Here is a 16,958-nt window from a genome sequence, read left to right as displayed (position 1 = left end):
AATGGAAGCGCGGCGCACGCTGAATACGGAATGGCTCGATGGTGATGGCCACGTGATCGGCGAGGACGGCAAGAGCGAAATGCCGGCGGGCTACAAGGAATGGCGCGATCAACAGATTGTCGATTGGCTCGATCGTGGCTCGACCAACAGCCCGACGAATCATTCCACGACGATGACCAATCCGGAGCATGCCAAAAAGGCACTTGCGTACGACGTGGCGATCGGGGTTTGCTATCTGACGCCAGATCAACTCTACGACTTGCGGATTGAGGCGGATTGGCGGATGGGAGACGGTATTCCCAACGATAGTCTAAACAAGAAATACACAGAGTACTTTGTGCGCGGAGAGCTTGACGGGCTTCCGATGCATGAATGGGTCCATGCAGATAGCAGTGAAGGCAAGATGCCGGACACGATGACGGATGAACGAGAAGGTCAGTTCTATCTGAAGGTCGGGGGAGCGATATGAAGGCACTGATCGCTACATGGCCACGACGTGCCGCCGTTGCGGTCGCAGCATGGATGATCGCGGCCGTACTCATGGCCTCATTGATGGCGCACGTAGAACAACCGGACCCGATACAACTGGAAATAGGAGATTGGATGAAACGATTTGTAGTCGTACCCAGCTTGGCTGCGCTCATGGTGCTCTTGTTCACCATGGCCACGGTACGGTCAGCCCACGCGGCACCCACGACGGAATCGGTAACGCATGCGGAGCCATCCGCGGAAGAGGCGGCGGCGAAGCCGTTCGTCGCGCAGGTCGTGGGTTTGATCTGGTTGAATCCATTGCAACGCATGGACTACCCGACAGAATGGCAATTGCTGTGGACGCAAGGACTCGCGTCTCCGAACAAGAACGACGACATGGTGCGGACCGATCCGAAGTCCTTTACGACGCTCCAGTCGGTAGCGGGTATTGCATACGGCAACCGAGGCACAGAAACATTCAGAGGTTTCTATCGCAAGTACATGACCAAGTTCCCGCTGCTGCTTCACTCACGCTACGCGAGCAACGCGAAATACTTCTACACGGTCAAACCTGACGATAAAAATAACTGGCGTGAGTTGGCTGGCATCCGTGTCGAGCTTGCGGTTCCGGAACGACTCGACGCGGCCGAATCGCAAAGCTACTTGCAGGACTCCATTCGAAGGACGTTTTCGATCGGGAATCGGTATTTTCCAACGATGTGGAGCCGCAACGAGCTCCCCGACGTACAAGTCACACAAGGCGGCCCCAACACCGGATTCACATCCCTGAACAACGCATTGGACTACTTGCAGGCTAACCCCGACAAAAGCGTCTGGGTAGTGAACTGGGACGCACCCAACTTCCCGCCCACGGATGCACAGATCAATGAGAACCTTGTCACGCTGTTCCTCGCCGGTCCGACGTTCAACACCGAGCGCGAACCGCTCGCCTGGATCGGCAAGGCCGCCACCGGCAACACACAAGCGTTTTCATCGAAGGTCGGCACAAAACGAATCGTGCAGGCGTGGAAAGCGACGATCGACCAGGCGGCACGCAATGCCGGCGTCGCAGTCCCGGACCTCAACTACATCGTTCACGACGCAGGCATAGGTAGTGACGCATCGTCATCACGCATTGGCGCGCTCGCGCAGACTTTGACTGAAATTCTGCCGGATTACGAACACCGGAAGCAGACATTCAACACGGCCGCCCTGCTCGGCGACATGGGAACAGGCAGCGCATTAACCGACGTCGCGCTCGCAATCGGCCGGATCAATCACTTTGGCGGCAACGCACTCGTCGCCGGTACGACCGATCCCGAGCATCCCGTCGCGGTCGTTGTCCGGCCACCGTCGAAGCTCACGCCGATCGACCCCGACAAGGACTGGTTCCGCGCACGCGGCGGAAACAACGCCTACCTGCCGTGGTGGGGGCGTCGGCACGATACAAATTACGGCATGCAAGGCTATTCATGGTGATGCACACCGGCACGGCAGCGCGTTACATGTGAACGTAGCTGTTGTATCGAGCAGCAGGAGATGGGATGAAACGATTTGTAGTTGTACCTAGTTTGGTGGCACTCGTGGCGATTCTGTTCCCGACGGCCATGATGCGCTCGGCGCATTCCGCACCTGCCGCTGAACCAATAGCGAACGCAGCTCCCTCCGTCGAAGAGCCGGCGAAGCCGTTCGTCGCGCAGGTCGTGGGTTTGATCTGGTTGAATCCATTGCAACGCATGGACTACCCGACAGAATGGCAATTGTTGTGGACGCAAGGGCTTGCCTCGCCGAACAAGAATGACGACATGGTGCGCACAGATCCGAGGTCTTTCACTACGTTGCAATCGGTAGCCGGAATCGCTTATGGAAATCGTGGCACGGAGACATTCAAGGGCTTCTACCACAAGTACATGGAAAAATTTCCCCTCCTGCTGAGTAGTCGTTACGCGATGAACGCCAAGTATTTCTACACAGTAAAACCGGACGACAAGAAGGATTGGCGCGAACTTTCCGGGATTCGCATCGAGGGTGCAGTTCCTGAGCGCCTTGATCCGGCTATCGCGCGCGAATACCTGGCAGAGCCGATCCGAAAAACCTTCTTTATCGGCAACCCACATTTCCCGACGATGTGGAGTCGCAGTGCGCTCCCCGACGTACAAATCACGCAAGGCGGTGCCAACGCCGGATTCACATCCCTGAACAAAGCCTTGGACTACTTGCAGGCGAACCCCGACAAGAGCGTCTGGGTGATGAACTGGGACGCACCCAACTTCCCGCCCACGGACGCACAGATCAACGAGAATCTGGTCGTGCTGTTCCTCGCCGGTCCGACGTTCAACACCGAGCGCGAACCGCTCGCCTGGATCGGCAAGGCCGCCACTGGCAACACACAAGCGTTTTCGTCGAAGGTCGGCACAAAACGAACCGTGCAGGCGTGGAAAGCGACGATCGATCAAGCGGCACGTAGCGCCGGCGTCGCAGTCCCGGACCTCAACTACGTCGTTCACGACGCAGGCATAGGTAGTGACGCATCGTCATCACGCGTTGGCGCGCTCGTGCAGACTTTGACTGAAATTCTGCCGGATTACGAACACCGGAAGCAGACATTCAACACGGCCGCCCTACTCGGCGACATGGGAACAGGCAGCGCATTGACCGACGTCGCGCTCGCAATCGGCCGGATCAATCACTTCGGCGGCAACGCACTCGTCGCCGGTACGACCGATCCCGAGCATCCCGTCGCGGTCGTCGTCCGGCCACCGTCGAAACTCACGCCGATCGATCCCGACAAGGACTGGTTCCGCGCACGCGGCGGCAACAACGCCTACCTGCCGTGGTGGGTGGTGGGGCCGCCGACACGATACAAATTACGGCATGCAAGGCTATTCCTGGTGACATACATCGGCTCGAGACGTCACGTGCAAACGCAACCGCTCGCGCCAATCATTCAGAGGACAGATCATATGCGGGGAATTATTCGGATAGACGACACACATACCCACGGCGGCCGGGTCGAAACCGGAGCCGAAAAGAGCGAGGTGATGGGGCGTGCGGTCGCCCGCATCGGCGATACGTGCTCGTGTCCGATTCACGGGACTTGCACGATTACCGAAGGCGACTCAAGCTTCATCGTTGACGGCCGCCCCGCCGCGTTCAATCATCACAAGACTTCGTGCGGCGCAGAGTTGATTTCGTCGCTTCAGCATTCCGGACGGATCTGAATGCCGCGGACCCAACGCATGACCGCCGAACAGTTCCGCTTGCTGCGGATGCAGGATACGCGGATCAAGCCTTTGAACCAGTGGGCCTTGCACGAGATTTTCGTGAAGGGCCGATCACAACGGGCGCTGGCCGCCGAACTCGGCATGTCGCGCTCCGCGATGTCGCAACTGGTGCGAAAAGCCTGGCAACGCTATCTGGAACTGCCGCGCAACGACACGCGTCTCACGACGCTCACGGTCACGATCCCGTCGAAGTACGAGCGCGCGCTGCTGGCGTGGGTGCGGGATGCACACCGGTCAGCGCCCCAACACGACGTGATCGGCCCCATGACTCCATAGAGAAACAAATTCCCCATTCGCGAACATCAATAAAACGTTATTCCACATCCAGCCGAATCCACAGCCAACTTTGGATCCTTTTTCCCTTCTGTCCCCCGTATCATTTCCGTCACTACGCAATGAGCAAGAGACGGACATGAGCGACACCAACACGCTGCACTACCTCGACTACGCTGCCACGACGCCCGCCGATCCGCGCGTGATCGAAGCAATGACGGCCTGCCTCGGCTTCGACGGCATCTTCGGCAACCCCGCATCGAGCTCGCACGCCGCCGGCCGGCAGGCGAAAGACAAGGTCGAGCACGCACGCGCGCAGGTCGCCGCGCTGATCGGCGCGGATGCCGACGAGATCGTCTGGACGTCCGGTGCGACCGAGTCGAACAACCTCGCGCTGAAAGGCTATGCGGAAAACGCGACCGGCAAGCGCCACCTGATCACGAGCCGCATCGAGCACAAGGCCATTCTCGACACGATGGCCAACCTGGCGAAGCACGGCTCGCAGGTCACGTTCCTGACACCCACGCGCGACGGCGAGATCACCGCCGACGCGGTGGCCGCCGCGATCGGCCCCGAGACGGGCCTCGTATCGCTGATGCTCGTGAACAACGAGATCGGCACGCTGACCGACATCGGCGCGATCGCGCGCATCGTGCACGCAGCCGGCGCGCTGCTCCACGTCGACGCCGCCCAGGCGCTCGGCAAGACGCCGATCGACGTGCGCGCGCTCGGCATCGACATGATGTCGATGTCGGCACACAAGGTTTACGGGCCCAAGGGTATCGGCGCGCTGTTCGTCCGCCGCGAGATCGCCGATCGCATCGCCCCGCAGATTCACGGCGGCGGTCACGAGCGCGGGTTGCGCTCGGGCACGCTCGCGACGCATCAGATCGTCGGGATGGGCGTCGCGTGCGAGCTCGCCGCTGAAAAGCTCGACGGCGAAGCCGCACGGATCGCCGCGCTCGGCGCACGCCTGACCGACGCACTGTCCGCGCTCGGCGACGTCACGCAGAACGCAGCCGCCGCGCGCCGCATCCCGCACACGCTGAGCCTGACGGTGAACGCACCGGGCTTCTTCCCGTTCATGCTCGGCGAAGCGCTCGCCGTGTCGTCGACTTCCGCATGCAACTCGACCAGCGGCGCACCGTCGCACGTGCTGACCGCGATCGGCCTCGATGCGGAAACGGCCGGCCGCACCGTGCGCGTGAGCTTCGGCCGCTTCACGACGGAGCAGGACGTCGACTTCGCGGTCGCGTGTTTCCGCAACGCGATCGAGCAATGCCGCGCGACGGCGTCGAACGGGTTCTCCGCGTCGCGCCAGATTACGCCGGCCGACCTGAAGGCGATCCGCAATGCGGGCTTCCGCTCGGTCATCTGCAACCGGCCGGACGGCGAAGGCGCGGATCAACCGGCGTTCGACGAGATCGCCGCCGCGGCCCGCGAACTGGGCCTCGAAGCACGCTATCTGCCGGTCGAGCGCGACCGCATCGGCGACGCGGAGATCGACGCGTTCGGCGCACTGGTCGACACGCTGCAGAAACCGGTACTCGCGTACTGCCGCAGCGGCAGCCGCTCCGGCCTGTTGTGGAATCGCCTGTCCGCACGACGCACGGCCTGAGCCGGCACACCTTCCCCGCTACACCGCGCCATCCGCGTTCACGCACGAAGCCGATGCTTCGCTGCGTGAACGCGCGGTGATGCCGGCCAACGCAGCATCACGTCACTTCGTCGCCATTCACCGGCGTATAGATCGCCAGCTTCAGCGCGGGATCGTCGTTCGACTGGAACGTCGCGTACTCGTAGCGCCGCGTGCCGCGTTGCGCGTGCACGAGCACCTTCTCGCCGGACACGCCGCTGCGCACGTCATGCGCATCCCACCCTTGCGCGAACTCGACGCTGCTCGCGCGCAAGCGCGCCACCAGCTCGATGAATGCCGGATCGTTCGCGAACAGATCATGACTCGCGCGAAACAGCGCGATCATCCGGCGCGCCTCGTCGGCCCAGCTCGCGGCGAAGAGCGCCCGCGCGTGGGGCTCGACGAACATGAAGACCAGGATGTTGCGGTCGGCTTCCGCCAGCCGGTCGAAGCCGAGCAGGTCGGCCGCGGCGGCATTCCACGCGAGGAGGTCCCAGCGCCGCCCGGTGACGTAGGCCGGCTGTCGAAGATGCGCGACGAGCCGCGCGACGCTCGGCGGCACGCGCTCCGGCACGAACGCATGCGGCACGTCACGCCGCGCGAGCGTGCGCAGATGGGCGGCCTCTGCGTTGTCCAGCCGCAATGCGCGCGCCAGCGCGTCGAGCGTCGCATCCGACGGGCTGACGTCGCGCCCCTGCTCGAGCCGCACATACCAGTCGACGCCGATGCCGGCCAGCTCCGCGACTTCCTCGCGCCGCAGGCCGGGCGTCCGCCGGCGCGGGCCGACGTGCAGGCCGACGTCGTCCGGTCGCAGCTTCTTGCGCCGCGAGCGCAGGAAATCGCCAAACGGGGTGCGCGTGGTGACGGTCATCGGGTTCGCTCCGTGCAGGGTGGTATCGGCCAATCCTGGGTTCGTGCCGGGCCTTGTTGCGGATTCTAAGCCTGCCAGAATCGACGTGTCCCGCCCCCTCAGGAAGCGTCATGAAAGCTGCGATTCTGAAGTCGCTCGGCCAGCCGCTCGCGATCGAAACGATGCCGGCCCCCGGGCTCGGCACCGGCGAAGTCGTCGTGGATGTCGTCGCGACGCCGGTTCTGTCCTATGCGCAGGAAGTGTTCAGCGGCGAGCGCCGCTATCCGCTCGAGCTGCCGATCGTGCCCGGCTGCGGCGCAATCGGCAGGGTCCGGCAAACCGGCCCCGACGCGACGCAGTTGCAGCCGGGCGACTGGGTATTCTGCGATCCGACGGTGCGCTCACGCGACGATGCGCGGATGCCCGACATCGTGCTGCAGGGCTGGAGCGCGCGCGGCGACGGCGGCAAGCAGTTGCAGCGCTACTTCCACGACGGCCCGTTCGCCGAACGGCTGCGCGTGCCGACCGAGAACGCGGTGCGCATCGGCGACATCGCACCCGCCGACGCCGCACGCTGGTGCGCGCTCAATACGCTGCTCGTGCCGTACGGCGGGCTGCTCGCATCGGACTTGCGGGCCGGCGAGATCCTGCTCGTCAGCGGCGCCACCGGCAACTTCGGCAGCGCATGCGTCGCGGTGGCGCTCGCGATGGGCACGCGATGCGTGGTCGCGCCTGGCCGCAATGCGCGTGCGCTCGCGGATCTCGAACGCCGCTTCGGTGAACGCATACGCACGGTCGAGCTGACCGGCGACGAAGCCACGGATCGCACCCGCATGCAGCAGGCGGCGCCGGGACCGATCGACTGCGTGATCGACCTGATGCCGCCGTCGGTACCCGCGACGACGGTGCGGGCTGCCGTGATGGCCGTGCGCCCGTACGGGCGCGTGGTGCTGATGGGCGGCGTGGGCATGCTCGGCGGAGCCGGGCTCGAACTGCCGTATCCGTGGATCATGCGCAACGACATCACGCTGCGCGGCAAGTGGATGTACCCGACCGAAGCCGTGACGATGATGACGGGGCTCGTCCGCAGCGGGTTGCTCGATCTCGGGCATTTCGACGTGACCGTGTTCGCGCTCGACGCGGCGAACGAGGCGGTCGCTCATGCGGCGGCGAACGGCGGGCCGTTCAGGATGACGGTGATTGCGCCTTAGTCAGCCTCGTGCTCCATACGCATCCAGCGCCCTCGGCGTGCCAGCGCGCGAGTTCCCACGCGAGATGCACGCCGCCCCGCGCGATGCCCCGCTCGCGGGATTGGCGAAGCAAGCGCGGCCGGAAACGCCAGGACTCCGCACCCGACAGCCGCTACTTCGGATACTCCAGTTGCAGCGCGACCCAGCCTGACGTCGCGTCGCCGTAGCGTGCCGCGATGTCGCCGAGCACGCCGGGCAGCGCCGCTTCGCCACGGCGGCCGGCCGGCATCGCCACATGCTCGTGCCGGACGTTCGCCGGCTGCGCCAGCAATCGCAGCCCGTGCCTCGACTCGACCACCCGCGCGTCCGCCGTCGCGACGACGTCGCTGCGCCAGGTCCGCGCCCACGCGTCGGCGGTCAACGCAACCGGAAGCTCGTCAAACCCGCTCTCGACCGGAAGATCGAACGTCTCGTGGCGCCAGAACGCGAGGCGATTGGTCAGCGCGATCGCCACCGCACGCGCGGTCAATGCGTACCGGCTGCCGTCGTGAACGTCGCTCCATCCCTGCGCGCCAATGCGACGCGCGGTTTCAGCCGCCGCCGTCGGTCCGGCCAGCGCACTCACCAAGGCCAGCGAAGCGGGAATCGACGCCGATACGCCGGTCGTCGTCATGACGTCGCCGTCCATCACGTAGCGGCGATCGTCGACCCACGTCGTCCCGGCAAAGCGGCGACGCAGGCTGTCGCGCGAATACCAGTGGGACGTCGCCGTGCGATGCAGCAGCAGGCCCGCGTTCGCGAGGACTTCCGCGCCGTCGCAGATCGCCACCATCGTCGCGCCGGCAGCGGCCTGCCTGCGCAACCACGCCAGCACCGCCGGCCGGTCGGCTCGATGCAGCGCGGGAACGATCACGACATCGGCCCCGGCGGGAACGGTCGCGTCGAACCGGTCGAACGTGGTATCGGCCAGCATGCGCAACGCGGGCATCAGCTCGACCTCGCCTTCGTCGGCCGACACGGCGACGACATCGGCTGCACCGGAGGTCTTCAGGATCGCGTACGGGACGATGAAATCCGTCGTCTCCGTGCCGGCGTTGTCCGCGACGATCGCAACGAGCGGCCGCGTGCGGCCCGCCTTCGGCACGCCGATCGTCAGCGCGCGTGCGACCGGCAGCGCGTCCTCCGCCATCGCCGGTGCCGGCCGCGCCGCCCACGCGCCCAGCAGCCCGCACACGAACAACACCGCCCCGCCTGTCTTCCGTACCCGCATCGTCTCCCCGCATCCGTCGATTGCACGTCCGGAAAATTACAAGGATCATGCTCGCGGTCACAAGGACAACTCCACCGCACTTTCCGCCATGTCCCAGTCAACCTGCCCGGCACGCGACATCGTTGTCGTCGGCTTCGAAGGCGTCCAGTCGCTCGACATCACGGGCCCGATGGAAGTATTCGCGGTCGCGAACCGTCACCTGCCCGACCATGCCGTGCCGTACCGGCTCACGCTCGCGTCGCAACACGGCGACGACATCGTCACGCATGCGGGCCTGCGCCTCGCCGGTACGGCCGCGCTCGCGAGCCTGCCGGGACGGATCGACACGCTCATCGTCGCCGGCGGCCATGAAGCCGCGCTGCGGCACGCCGCATCGGAGGCAGGCGTGCTACCGTGGCTGCGCACGCGGATCGCGGGCACGCGGCGGATCGCGAGCATCTGCACGGGTGCGTTCGTGCTCGCCGCGGGCGGATGGCTGGACGGCAAGCGTGCGACCACGCACTGGAACCAGTGCGCGACGCTCCAGGCACTCTGTCCCGACGCGCGGATCGAGCCGGACGCGATCTACGTGAGCGATCCGCCGTTCCATACGTCGGCCGGCGTGACGGCCGGCATCGATCTGTGCCTGGCACTCGTCGAGGCGGACTGCGGTGCACCGACCGCACTCGCGGTCGCACGCGAACTCGTGCTATTCATGCATCGCCCCGGCGGACAGGCGCAATTCAGCGTCGGGCTCGACATCCAGGCAAGTGCAACGCCGCGCATGCGCGCGCTGCTCGCCGACATCGCCGACGATCCGGTCGGCGACCTCGGCATCGCCGCGCTGGCCGCCCGCGTGAACATGAGCGAACGCACGTTTGCGCGCCATTTCCTCAAGGAGACCGGACTGTCGCCCGCGCAATACGTGCTCGCAGCGCGCGTCGAGCGAGCGAAGGCCCTGCTGGAGCGGGCCGACTGGCCGCTCGAACGGATCGCCGAACGCGCGGGATTCGGCAGTGTGGACGCGTTGCAGCGTGCGTTCGCAAAACGCGTCGGCACGTCGCCGCGCGACTATCGCGCGCGCTTCGGGCCGCGACGCGACAAGCGGCAGACGGAATAGGACACCCGCGGCTCCGCCGGCATGCGGGATGAAAGCCGAGCGTTCCAGCACCCGCGCCGCCGACCACTCGGCGGCCGGTGCGACGAATATCGCACCGGCCGCCGCGCTGCCTGCTACGTCACTCGTCCTGCTGTTCCTGCTGCGCCTGCACCTGCCGCTGCTGGATGAACTGCCGCACATCGCTCATCGTCACGCGGCCGGTGTGCTTCGCATCGATCTCGTCGAAGTGCTTCGATACGAAGCCGAGCCCGCTGCTCTGCGCCTGCGCCTTCGTCACGGCCGCGCCGTTGCTCAGCACGGTATTGCCGCCGAGCCGTGCATCGACGCGCTGCTGCGCCTGCTGCTGCAGCGTCGCGCCGGTCGACGGCAGCACCGGCGCCGCCCGCGTGGCCGGAAAGAACGGACCGTCGACACCGCGCCCGCCGTGCGGCAGCTTCACCGGCGCCACCGCTTGCGGCGGCAACGCGTAGGCACTGCTCATCACGGCTCCGAGCACGATCAACGGGGACATACGCCGCATCAATTTGATTAGGGACATGATCACTCGCATTCAATGGATGAATAGAGGGTTCCTTTGACAAGGAGTCCGTCGCTCAAGGAGCCGCCGCCAGCGTCGTCGCGGCCGTCGCACCCGGCACGCTGCCGGTCGGCACGCTGGGCGGGTTCTCGTCCGGCCACGGCGGCGGCAGCATGTGCAGCGTCAGCGCCGTCGGAATCCGCGCGCCCTTGTAGAACGTCTTCAGGTCACGCTTCATCTCCGGGCGGGCGACGTCGTCCAGGTAGGTCATGTGGCCGCCCTGGAAGAAGTTCACCTGCAGCTTCGGATGCAGGCCCTTCACCGTCTGCAGCCGCGCGAGTTGCTTCTCGGTGTTGAAGAACGGCGTCGCGAGGTCGTGATAACCGTTCTCCGCGAGCACGCGAAGCTTCGGATTGAGCTGCAGCGCGCCAAGCAGATCGGGGATCGTGTCAGGCATCGGCTGGCCGTCGTGCGAGAAGTCCCAGACGCCGATGATGTTGTCGTTCAGCGGCAGGTACGTCGCATTCGGTGCGGAATAGCCGAGGTAATCCGGCATCTGCGTCGCGAGCGCGTTCGTGAACGGCTGCGAAATCAGGATGTCGGACGGATCGCCGTCGTTCTGCAGCCGCGGATCGGAATTCGGCAACGACACGCGTCCGTCGTACCGGCCGATCGTCGTGCCGGGCAGCAGGCTCGTGCCGAACGGATTCGCGTTGAAGTAGCCGCGCAGCGCCTGTTGCGTCAGGCTCGACGGAATCGACCACAGCTTCAGCGTCGCATCGCTCGGGAACACCGGCGTGCCGAGCGCATCCGGAATGCCGAGCTGGCTCAACACCCACGACTGCGAGTACTTCTGCAGCTGGTTGTAGATCAGCGTCGTGAACAGTTCCGTCTGCAGTGCGTACAACCCCGGGTTCACCGGCGCCGGCGAGACCTGGTTGAAGTACGCCGCGACCGCCGCATAGCCGGGCAGGTAGCCGGCCACCGTATCGGTTTCGAGCAGCAGCCCTTCCGTCGACTGCGTGATCGCCACCGCCTCCACCGCATCGGCGAAGTAGTTCAGGATTGCCGACTGCAGCACGATGCCCGTCAGGTGCACGCCGGCCGATTCGAGCGCGAGTGCCAGCATGTCGGTACGCGGCGTGCCGTACGATTCGCCGTACAGGTAGATCGGCGACGTGCCGCGGCTGTTGACGTTCAGGTAGCGCTGGATGAAATCGCGCATGATGTTCACGTCCGCATCGGAACCCCAGTACTTCTGGTTGGTGTTCGGCAACACGGCTTCCGACAGCCCCGTTCCGGGCGGGTCGATGAACACGAGGTCGGTGGTGTCGATCAGGCTTTCCGCGTTGTCGACGAGCGGATAGTTCGGCCAGTTGGCGCCGAACAGCGGATCTGGCGTGGCCACCCGCGTCGGCGCGAACGAGCCGAGCCGCAGCCAGATCGACGACGAGCCGGGGCCGCCGTTATAGACGAACGTGACGGGGCGCGGCTTGCCGTTCGTACTCGGCGCGGTGTACGCGACATACGACATCGACGCTTCCGCATTGCCGTTCGCATCCTGCGCGGTCAGGTGGCCGGTGGTCGTCGTGTAGTTGACCGTCGTGCCGCCGCCTTTCCACTGGTAATGCATGACGGCGGCTTTCTCGGAGACCTGCGACGCGGCGAGACCGTCGGTCGCGTTCATCGAGTAGGCGACCTGGTCGACGTAAGGCTGGTTGGCCGCCGGCGCCTGGTTGCCGGCCGCTTGCGCGCTGGCCTGCTGGCTGGCCGTGGCCTGCGCGAGGCTCGACGCGCCGACGGACGACGAATCGTCGCCGCCGCACGCCGCGAGCGCCAGTGTCATGACGGTCAATGCACCTAGCCCGGCCAGCCGGCCGCGACGAACACGGCGGCTACCGGTACTGCTCCTGTCTGGTTTCATCTCTTTCCTTTGGCTTCGGATACCGCGTCACAAACGCCGCCAACGCCTGCGAAACGCGCAGGCCGACCCGCCACTCGCGTTGCACGGTCGGCAGTCGGCGGTTGGGGATGGGACTTCTCAGAGACTGAACTTGATACAGACACAGCAAACTGCTGGCGAGAATGGTGCTCGGACGCGCCCCCTGCAGTTTGGAACGACTTTTATATGACCAAAATTTACGACATGACAAAAATAGGCGGTGCTGCGCCGCGTTGTCAAAGATCATTCCGATATTAAAAATCCCGCAATGATGCGAAGGGCCGCCAGTGTCTGGCATTTGAAAGAAAACGGGATCATTCGCACAAGGTGCGCTTTATCGGCAATGTCGCGTCAAATATTTTACTTTTCGCGCATGACGCAGAAGCCTTTCCTGCATTCAGGCCGCGACGGACAAGCCTTCAGATCGACAGGATTTTTCTTTCATTTTTATTATTCAGGTTCGATTAAGACCGAACGGCGGCATTCACGCATCGCACCAGGATTCGATTAACTTCAAGCTTTCTTTAATCGTTATACCGGTACGCACCGCATCATCCACAAAATACCGATTTCATTAATTAGAATCACCTTTGGCGGAATTATTTACCCGGTATCCGGCCGGTATTTTCCGGGCAGATGACGACGTGCAGCATGGCCGCACGTCGTCAGTTATCGCGCGCCGATCGGCGATTACTTCCCGCCGCCCGGCAGCGCGATATCGATCAGCACCGGATCGTGATCCGACGAACGATACGCATCCGGCGCGTAGAACGTCTTCTGCTGTTCGGCCGACTTGTACGCGAGCGTGTACTGCAGCGCGAGCGGCTCGTCCGCGTTGATGTGCCATTCGTGCACGGCCTTCACGTGCGACGCGAGCGGCAGCGTCGCGAGCGCGTGGTCGAGATAGCCGGCTTCGCCGTTGTACACGTAGCTGTATGCATTCGCGCCGATCCAGCGCGCGACGAGGTTGCGGTAGCCGCGCGATTCGAGCGTGCGGATCGGGTCTTCGTACGTGTAGCTGTTGAAGTCGCCGATCAGCAGCACGCCCTGGCCCGCGACACCCGTCGGGTTGCCGGCCAGCCAGTCGGCCACCTTCGCCGCCGCACGCGTGCGCGTCGGGTTCCAGCAGCCCTGGCCGTCGCCCTGGTCGAGATCGTCGTTCGCGGCATCCGGGCAGTTCTTCGACTTCAGGTGGTTCACGGCCACCGTCAACGACTGCTTGTTGCCGTTGACCAGCCGGAACGACTGCGCGAGCGGCTGGCGGTTCTTGTCGTCGATCGCGAGCGTCGCCGCGCGGCCGACCGGTTCGACCTTGCGGCTGTCGTAGATCATCGCGACCGCGATCGCATCGCCGCCTAGACGCGACGAACCCGGATCGACGACGCGCCAGTGGTTGCCGAGCTTCGCCGCGAGCTGGCGCACCGCGCTCAGTTCGCCGTAGCCGTTGTTCTGGACTTCCATCAGGCCGATCACGTCGGCGTCGATCGCCTTCAGCGCGCTGACGATCTTCGCTTCCTGACGCTGGAATTCCTGGTAGTTCTTCGCGCCGCGGTTGTTCGGATCGTCGAAGCCGCCGCCGAGACCGTTGCCGTTGAAGTAGTTCAGCACGTTGAACGACGCGACGCGCAGGTTCGATTTCGGATCGCGTGCGGGCGCGCCGGTGCGCGGGTTCAGACGCGTGTCGAACGCCGGCACGGCCGCGCCGGGCAGCGGCTGCACGCGCCATGCGCCGTAGCGCACTTCGAGCACGCCTTCGACGTCGCGCACGGTGTAGCCCGCGCGCAGCGTGTTGGCGGCCGACAGACCGGGTGCCGGATACGGCACGGTCGCGGGGTTCTGCTTGTTCGAGCCGTCGTCGAGGATCAGGCGATTGCGGGCGTTCGCGTCGATCTGCGCCTGCGCCTGGGCGGGCGGCACGACGCTCGTCGGCGTGCGCAGGCGGCCGTTGCTGAGCATCACGCTGCCGTAGCGGCCGAGCTCGTAGTTGTCCGTGACGTTCAGCGTCTGCGGCAGGCGCACGAGCATTCCCTCGTACGCGGCGAACGTGGCCGGGCTGTCGACCGGCAGCGTGAGCGTCGCGGGCGTGACCGACTGGCCATTCGCGCATACCGCGATCGCGCCCGACAGCGTCAGTTGCGTCTGCCCGTATTTCTCCTCGACCTTGCCCGTCACGTGCACGAGATCGCCGGCCTTCGCGCGCGCTTTCGGCGCATAGACGAACAGGCCTTCGGACACGCCCGGCTGGTTGCGGCGCTGCGCGTCGGCCTGCTGGACGAAGAAGCCGCCGAAGCCGTCCGTGCCGCCGAAATCGGCGGTAACGACGGCTTCGATCGACACGTTCTGGCCGGCGAGCGGCGACGGCGCGCCCGGCCCCTGGATGTCGGCGATCGGCGTCGTGCTGCCGCCGCAGTTCGGGCTGACGGGGGCGGCAGTGGCGGCGAATACCGGCGCGGCGAGCGTCGGGAGCAACAATAGCGGGGCAAACAGACGGATTGTCGAGCGCATGACGGGGAATCCCGGTTGTGAGGGTGGCGAAAGCTTAGCGGCGCTCAATGACAGTTTTTGGTAATGAAGAGACAGGCCGATGTAATCGTCGTTATCACGCTGCGGTCGCCACCGCTCGCACGTTCGGGCCTGAAAATGCGGGGAAATCGTCTGACGACAACTGCTTCGTGCCCGCGACGATCCCCCCGCGTGTGTTCGCGCTTGCACCGCCCGGCTAGACCGTCCCCGGGAACGCGCTGGACACGAGCACGGCCGCCACCATCAGCACACCGCCGAGCACGACCGCCTCGATCCGCAACACGGCGCCGAACCGTTGCAAAGAAACCGCCGGCATCGCGGCAGCCGGATCCTTCAGCGCGGCCAACAGCTTCGGCATCCCGAAGAAACGGTTATGCCCGCCGAGCGCCGCCGCGATCAGCACGAGCGCGAGCTTCAGCAGCAGGATCTGTCCGTACGTCGACGCGAGCAGGTTGACGGGCGTATCGACGCCGCGCCAGCCGTTGTAAGCGCCGGTCGCGAACAGCACGACCAGCGCATGGGTCGACGCGTCGGACAACGACTGCACGAACGATGCGCCCGTCGTGCGCTCGCTCGCAGGCATGCCGATGAGCCGCGGCATCACGCCGAACGCCGTCACGAGCACGAGCCCGACCCATGCGCTGATCGCCAGCAGATGCAGCCAGTCGATCCATACCGGCACGCTGAACAATCCCGCATCCACCGGATGTCCGCCGTTGCTGCGCGCAAGCGCGACGCAGGCGAGCGCCGCCCACATCGCGAGCGGAAAGCGCGCGTCGTCCGCGCGCCTGACGAACGACAGCAGCACGACGACGAGCATGAACACGGCACCGGCCAGCCACGCATGGCCAAACCCCGTGCCCACGAGCATCGCGCAGACGGCCGGCCCCGCTTCGAGCAACGACACTTCGCTCATCAGCGCGCAGTGCGCCCAGAACGCGGTGATGCTCGCGAGCAGCGACGCGACCGACGCGATGCGCAGCGTCGCGACGAGCCGCCGTGCGACGCCGTGCTGCCATGCCGACGCGCCGCGCGCGAGCCAGTGGCGGCCGAGCAGCGCGCCGACGACGACGGCGAACCCGGCGTTCTGGAGCGCCACCGCCACGAGACGCAGCAGGCCGACGATGCCGTCGTTCATCCCTTCACCCGGAACGTATAGGTGCCCTTCGTACGATGTGCGTCGGCCGTCATCGCCGCCCATTGCACCGTGTAGGGGCCGGGCGCGAGCTTCGGCAGCGCGACCGTCATCACGCGCGGGTTCGACGCATCGACCTTCGCCTTGTCCTGCGTGACGGCGTTGCCGTTCGCGTCCGACACCTTCACCGAGCTGAAGGCCGGTTCGAGATCTTCGTTGAAGGTAAGCCGCACGGTGTCGGGCGCCACGTCGACCGTGCCGCCCGTCGCCGGTGCGGCGCTTTCCAGCTTGCCGTGCGCCGAGGCCGCGACCGGCGCGGCCGCGAGGATCGCGCCGGCCGCGGCGAAGCCGGCCAGCCGCTTGAGCGTCGTGATCGTCATGTTCGCGCTCCGCATCACGGCTTCTTCAGTTCGACGACGGTCAGCGCACCGTTCACGTCCTCGGCGACGAAGTCGATCTTGTCGCCGGCCTTGACCTGCGACAGCATCGCCGGATCCTTCACCTTGAACGCCATCGTCATCCCGTCCATCCCGAGGTTCTCCAGCGGGCCGTGCTTGATCGTCAGCTTGCCGGCCGCCGTATCGACCTTGCGGATTTCGCCGTGCGACATGGGCTGCGCCGCGTCGGCGCCCTGCTTCGCGCCGCCGCTCATGTCCATGCCGGCCATGTCGCCGGCCGCGTACGACGCGGCGGAAAATACCAGCGCACAACCCGTTGCCATCAAAACCAGTCCCTTCTTCATCGTGTCGACTCCCGTGTGAGTGAATG

15 protein-coding genes and 1 pseudogene are annotated in these 16,958 nt (G+C 65.3%); 8 read left to right on the top strand and 8 right to left on the bottom strand.

Going from position 1 to position 16,958, the window contains the following annotated elements:
• The 6 genes and pseudogenes from U5798_RS35150 to U5798_RS35125 form a co-directional block, all read left to right on the top strand.
• On the top strand, positions 1 to 469 hold a 469-nt coding region (locus U5798_RS35150; protein ID WP_322084700.1), incomplete at its 5' end, for an effector protein Tle3 domain-containing protein.
• Positions 466 to 1,950, top strand: coding sequence for a virulence factor (locus tag U5798_RS35145; RefSeq protein WP_322084699.1), 1,485 nt, complete (start codon positions 466 to 468; stop codon positions 1,948 to 1,950). The genes U5798_RS35150 and U5798_RS35145, both read left to right, overlap by 4 nt.
• A 65-nt stretch (positions 1,951 to 2,015) precedes the next feature.
• Positions 2,016 to 3,366, top strand: a pseudogene (locus U5798_RS35140) (virulence factor).
• Positions 3,367 to 3,434: 68 nt separating this feature from the next.
• Positions 3,435 to 3,692 carry a PAAR domain-containing protein gene (locus U5798_RS35135; protein ID WP_124457058.1) on the top strand — a complete coding sequence of 86 codons (258 nt, stop codon included), beginning with the start codon at positions 3,435 to 3,437 and terminating at the stop codon, positions 3,690 to 3,692.
• Positions 3,693 to 3,710: 18 nt separating this feature from the next.
• The gene (locus U5798_RS35130) at positions 3,711 to 4,031 is read left to right on the top strand and encodes a TrfB-related DNA-binding protein (protein WP_322084698.1); all 321 of its coding nucleotides are present in this window, start codon (positions 3,711 to 3,713) and stop codon (positions 4,029 to 4,031) included.
• Positions 4,032 to 4,167: 136 nt separating this feature from the next.
• The gene (locus U5798_RS35125) at positions 4,168 to 5,646 is read left to right on the top strand and encodes an aminotransferase class V-fold PLP-dependent enzyme (RefSeq protein WP_124457036.1); all 1,479 of its coding nucleotides are present in this window, start codon (positions 4,168 to 4,170) and stop codon (positions 5,644 to 5,646) included.
• Positions 5,647 to 5,743: 97 nt separating this feature from the next.
• Here U5798_RS35125 and U5798_RS35120 read toward each other — a convergent pair whose 3' ends face one another.
• The gene (locus U5798_RS35120; RefSeq protein ID WP_322084697.1) at positions 5,744 to 6,535 is read right to left on the bottom strand and encodes a helix-turn-helix transcriptional regulator; all 792 of its coding nucleotides are present in this window, start codon (positions 6,533 to 6,535) and stop codon (positions 5,744 to 5,746) included.
• Between the two features lie 110 nt (positions 6,536 to 6,645).
• Here U5798_RS35120 and U5798_RS35115 point away from each other — a divergent pair, with 110 nt between their 5' ends.
• Entirely contained in the window at positions 6,646 to 7,725 is a 1,080-nt protein-coding gene (locus tag U5798_RS35115; protein ID WP_322084696.1) for an alcohol dehydrogenase catalytic domain-containing protein, read from the top strand.
• 151 nt (positions 7,726 to 7,876) lie between these two features.
• Here U5798_RS35115 and U5798_RS35110 read toward each other — a convergent pair whose 3' ends face one another.
• The gene (locus U5798_RS35110; RefSeq protein ID WP_322084695.1) at positions 7,877 to 8,974 is read right to left on the bottom strand and encodes a DJ-1/PfpI family protein; all 1,098 of its coding nucleotides are present in this window, start codon (positions 8,972 to 8,974) and stop codon (positions 7,877 to 7,879) included.
• Between the two features lie 88 nt (positions 8,975 to 9,062).
• Here U5798_RS35110 and U5798_RS35105 point away from each other — a divergent pair, with 88 nt between their 5' ends.
• A complete protein-coding gene (locus U5798_RS35105) occupies positions 9,063 to 10,073 on the top strand; it encodes a GlxA family transcriptional regulator (RefSeq protein ID WP_322084694.1) in 1,011 nt (336 codons plus the stop codon).
• Between the two features lie 118 nt (positions 10,074 to 10,191).
• On the opposite strand, the gene U5798_RS35100 is transcribed toward U5798_RS35105, so the two are convergent.
• The 6 genes from U5798_RS35100 to U5798_RS35075 all read right to left on the bottom strand — a co-directional run bounded on the left by U5798_RS35100 (position 10,192) and on the right by U5798_RS35075 (position 16,932).
• Positions 10,192 to 10,623, bottom strand: coding sequence for a 2-oxoglutarate dehydrogenase (locus U5798_RS35100; protein WP_124457041.1), 432 nt, complete (start codon positions 10,621 to 10,623; stop codon positions 10,192 to 10,194).
• A gap of 43 nt (positions 10,624 to 10,666) precedes the next feature.
• Entirely contained in the window at positions 10,667 to 12,514 is a 1,848-nt protein-coding gene (locus U5798_RS35095) for a S10 family serine carboxypeptidase-like protein (protein WP_322084693.1), read from the bottom strand.
• Positions 12,515 to 13,222: 708 nt separating this feature from the next.
• Positions 13,223 to 15,037: an ExeM/NucH family extracellular endonuclease gene (locus U5798_RS35090; protein ID WP_322084692.1), complete on the bottom strand. Its 1,815-nt coding sequence runs from the start codon at positions 15,035 to 15,037 to the stop codon at positions 13,223 to 13,225.
• 214 nt (positions 15,038 to 15,251) lie between these two features.
• Positions 15,252 to 16,193, bottom strand: a complete 942-nt coding sequence (locus U5798_RS35085) for a CopD family protein (protein ID WP_322084691.1) — start codon at positions 16,191 to 16,193, stop codon at positions 15,252 to 15,254.
• A complete protein-coding gene (gene copC, locus U5798_RS35080) occupies positions 16,190 to 16,570 on the bottom strand; it encodes a copper homeostasis periplasmic binding protein CopC (protein ID WP_322084690.1) in 381 nt (126 codons plus the stop codon). The genes U5798_RS35085 and copC overlap by 4 nt, the downstream gene beginning before the upstream one ends.
• A gap of 14 nt (positions 16,571 to 16,584) precedes the next feature.
• Positions 16,585 to 16,932, bottom strand: coding sequence for a copper-binding protein (locus U5798_RS35075; RefSeq protein ID WP_322084689.1), 348 nt, complete (start codon positions 16,930 to 16,932; stop codon positions 16,585 to 16,587).
• Positions 16,933 to 16,958 lie beyond the last annotated feature (26 nt).

It is taken from the genome of Burkholderia sp. BCC1972, from assembly GCF_905339605.1.
Lineage (GTDB): Bacteria > Pseudomonadota > Gammaproteobacteria > Burkholderiales > Burkholderiaceae > Burkholderia.
The sequence above is the reverse complement of the archived record's forward strand: the minus strand, read 5'-3'. Positions and strand labels throughout refer to the sequence as shown.

Coding starts and splice junctions, on each gene's coding strand:
- U5798_RS35145 (WP_322084699.1), top strand. CDS start 466: ATGAAGGCACTGATCGCTACATGGCCACGACGTGCCGCCGTTGCGGTC.
- U5798_RS35135 (WP_124457058.1), top strand. CDS start 3,435: ATGCGGGGAATTATTCGGATAGACGACACACATACCCACGGCGGCCGG.
- U5798_RS35130 (WP_322084698.1), top strand. CDS start 3,711: ATGACCGCCGAACAGTTCCGCTTGCTGCGGATGCAGGATACGCGGATC.
- U5798_RS35125 (WP_124457036.1), top strand. CDS start 4,168: ATGAGCGACACCAACACGCTGCACTACCTCGACTACGCTGCCACGACG.
- U5798_RS35120 (WP_322084697.1), bottom strand. CDS start 6,535: ATGACCGTCACCACGCGCACCCCGTTTGGCGATTTCCTGCGCTCGCGG.
- U5798_RS35115 (WP_322084696.1), top strand. CDS start 6,646: ATGAAAGCTGCGATTCTGAAGTCGCTCGGCCAGCCGCTCGCGATCGAA.
- U5798_RS35110 (WP_322084695.1), bottom strand. CDS start 8,974: ATGCGGGTACGGAAGACAGGCGGGGCGGTGTTGTTCGTGTGCGGGCTG.
- U5798_RS35105 (WP_322084694.1), top strand. CDS start 9,063: ATGTCCCAGTCAACCTGCCCGGCACGCGACATCGTTGTCGTCGGCTTC.
- U5798_RS35100 (WP_124457041.1), bottom strand. CDS start 10,623: ATGCGAGTGATCATGTCCCTAATCAAATTGATGCGGCGTATGTCCCCG.
- U5798_RS35095 (WP_322084693.1), bottom strand. CDS start 12,514: ATGAAACCAGACAGGAGCAGTACCGGTAGCCGCCGTGTTCGTCGCGGC.
- U5798_RS35090 (WP_322084692.1), bottom strand. CDS start 15,037: ATGCGCTCGACAATCCGTCTGTTTGCCCCGCTATTGTTGCTCCCGACG.
- U5798_RS35085 (WP_322084691.1), bottom strand. CDS start 16,193: ATGAACGACGGCATCGTCGGCCTGCTGCGTCTCGTGGCGGTGGCGCTC.
- copC (WP_322084690.1), bottom strand. CDS start 16,570: ATGACGATCACGACGCTCAAGCGGCTGGCCGGCTTCGCCGCGGCCGGC.
- U5798_RS35075 (WP_322084689.1), bottom strand. CDS start 16,932: ATGAAGAAGGGACTGGTTTTGATGGCAACGGGTTGTGCGCTGGTATTT.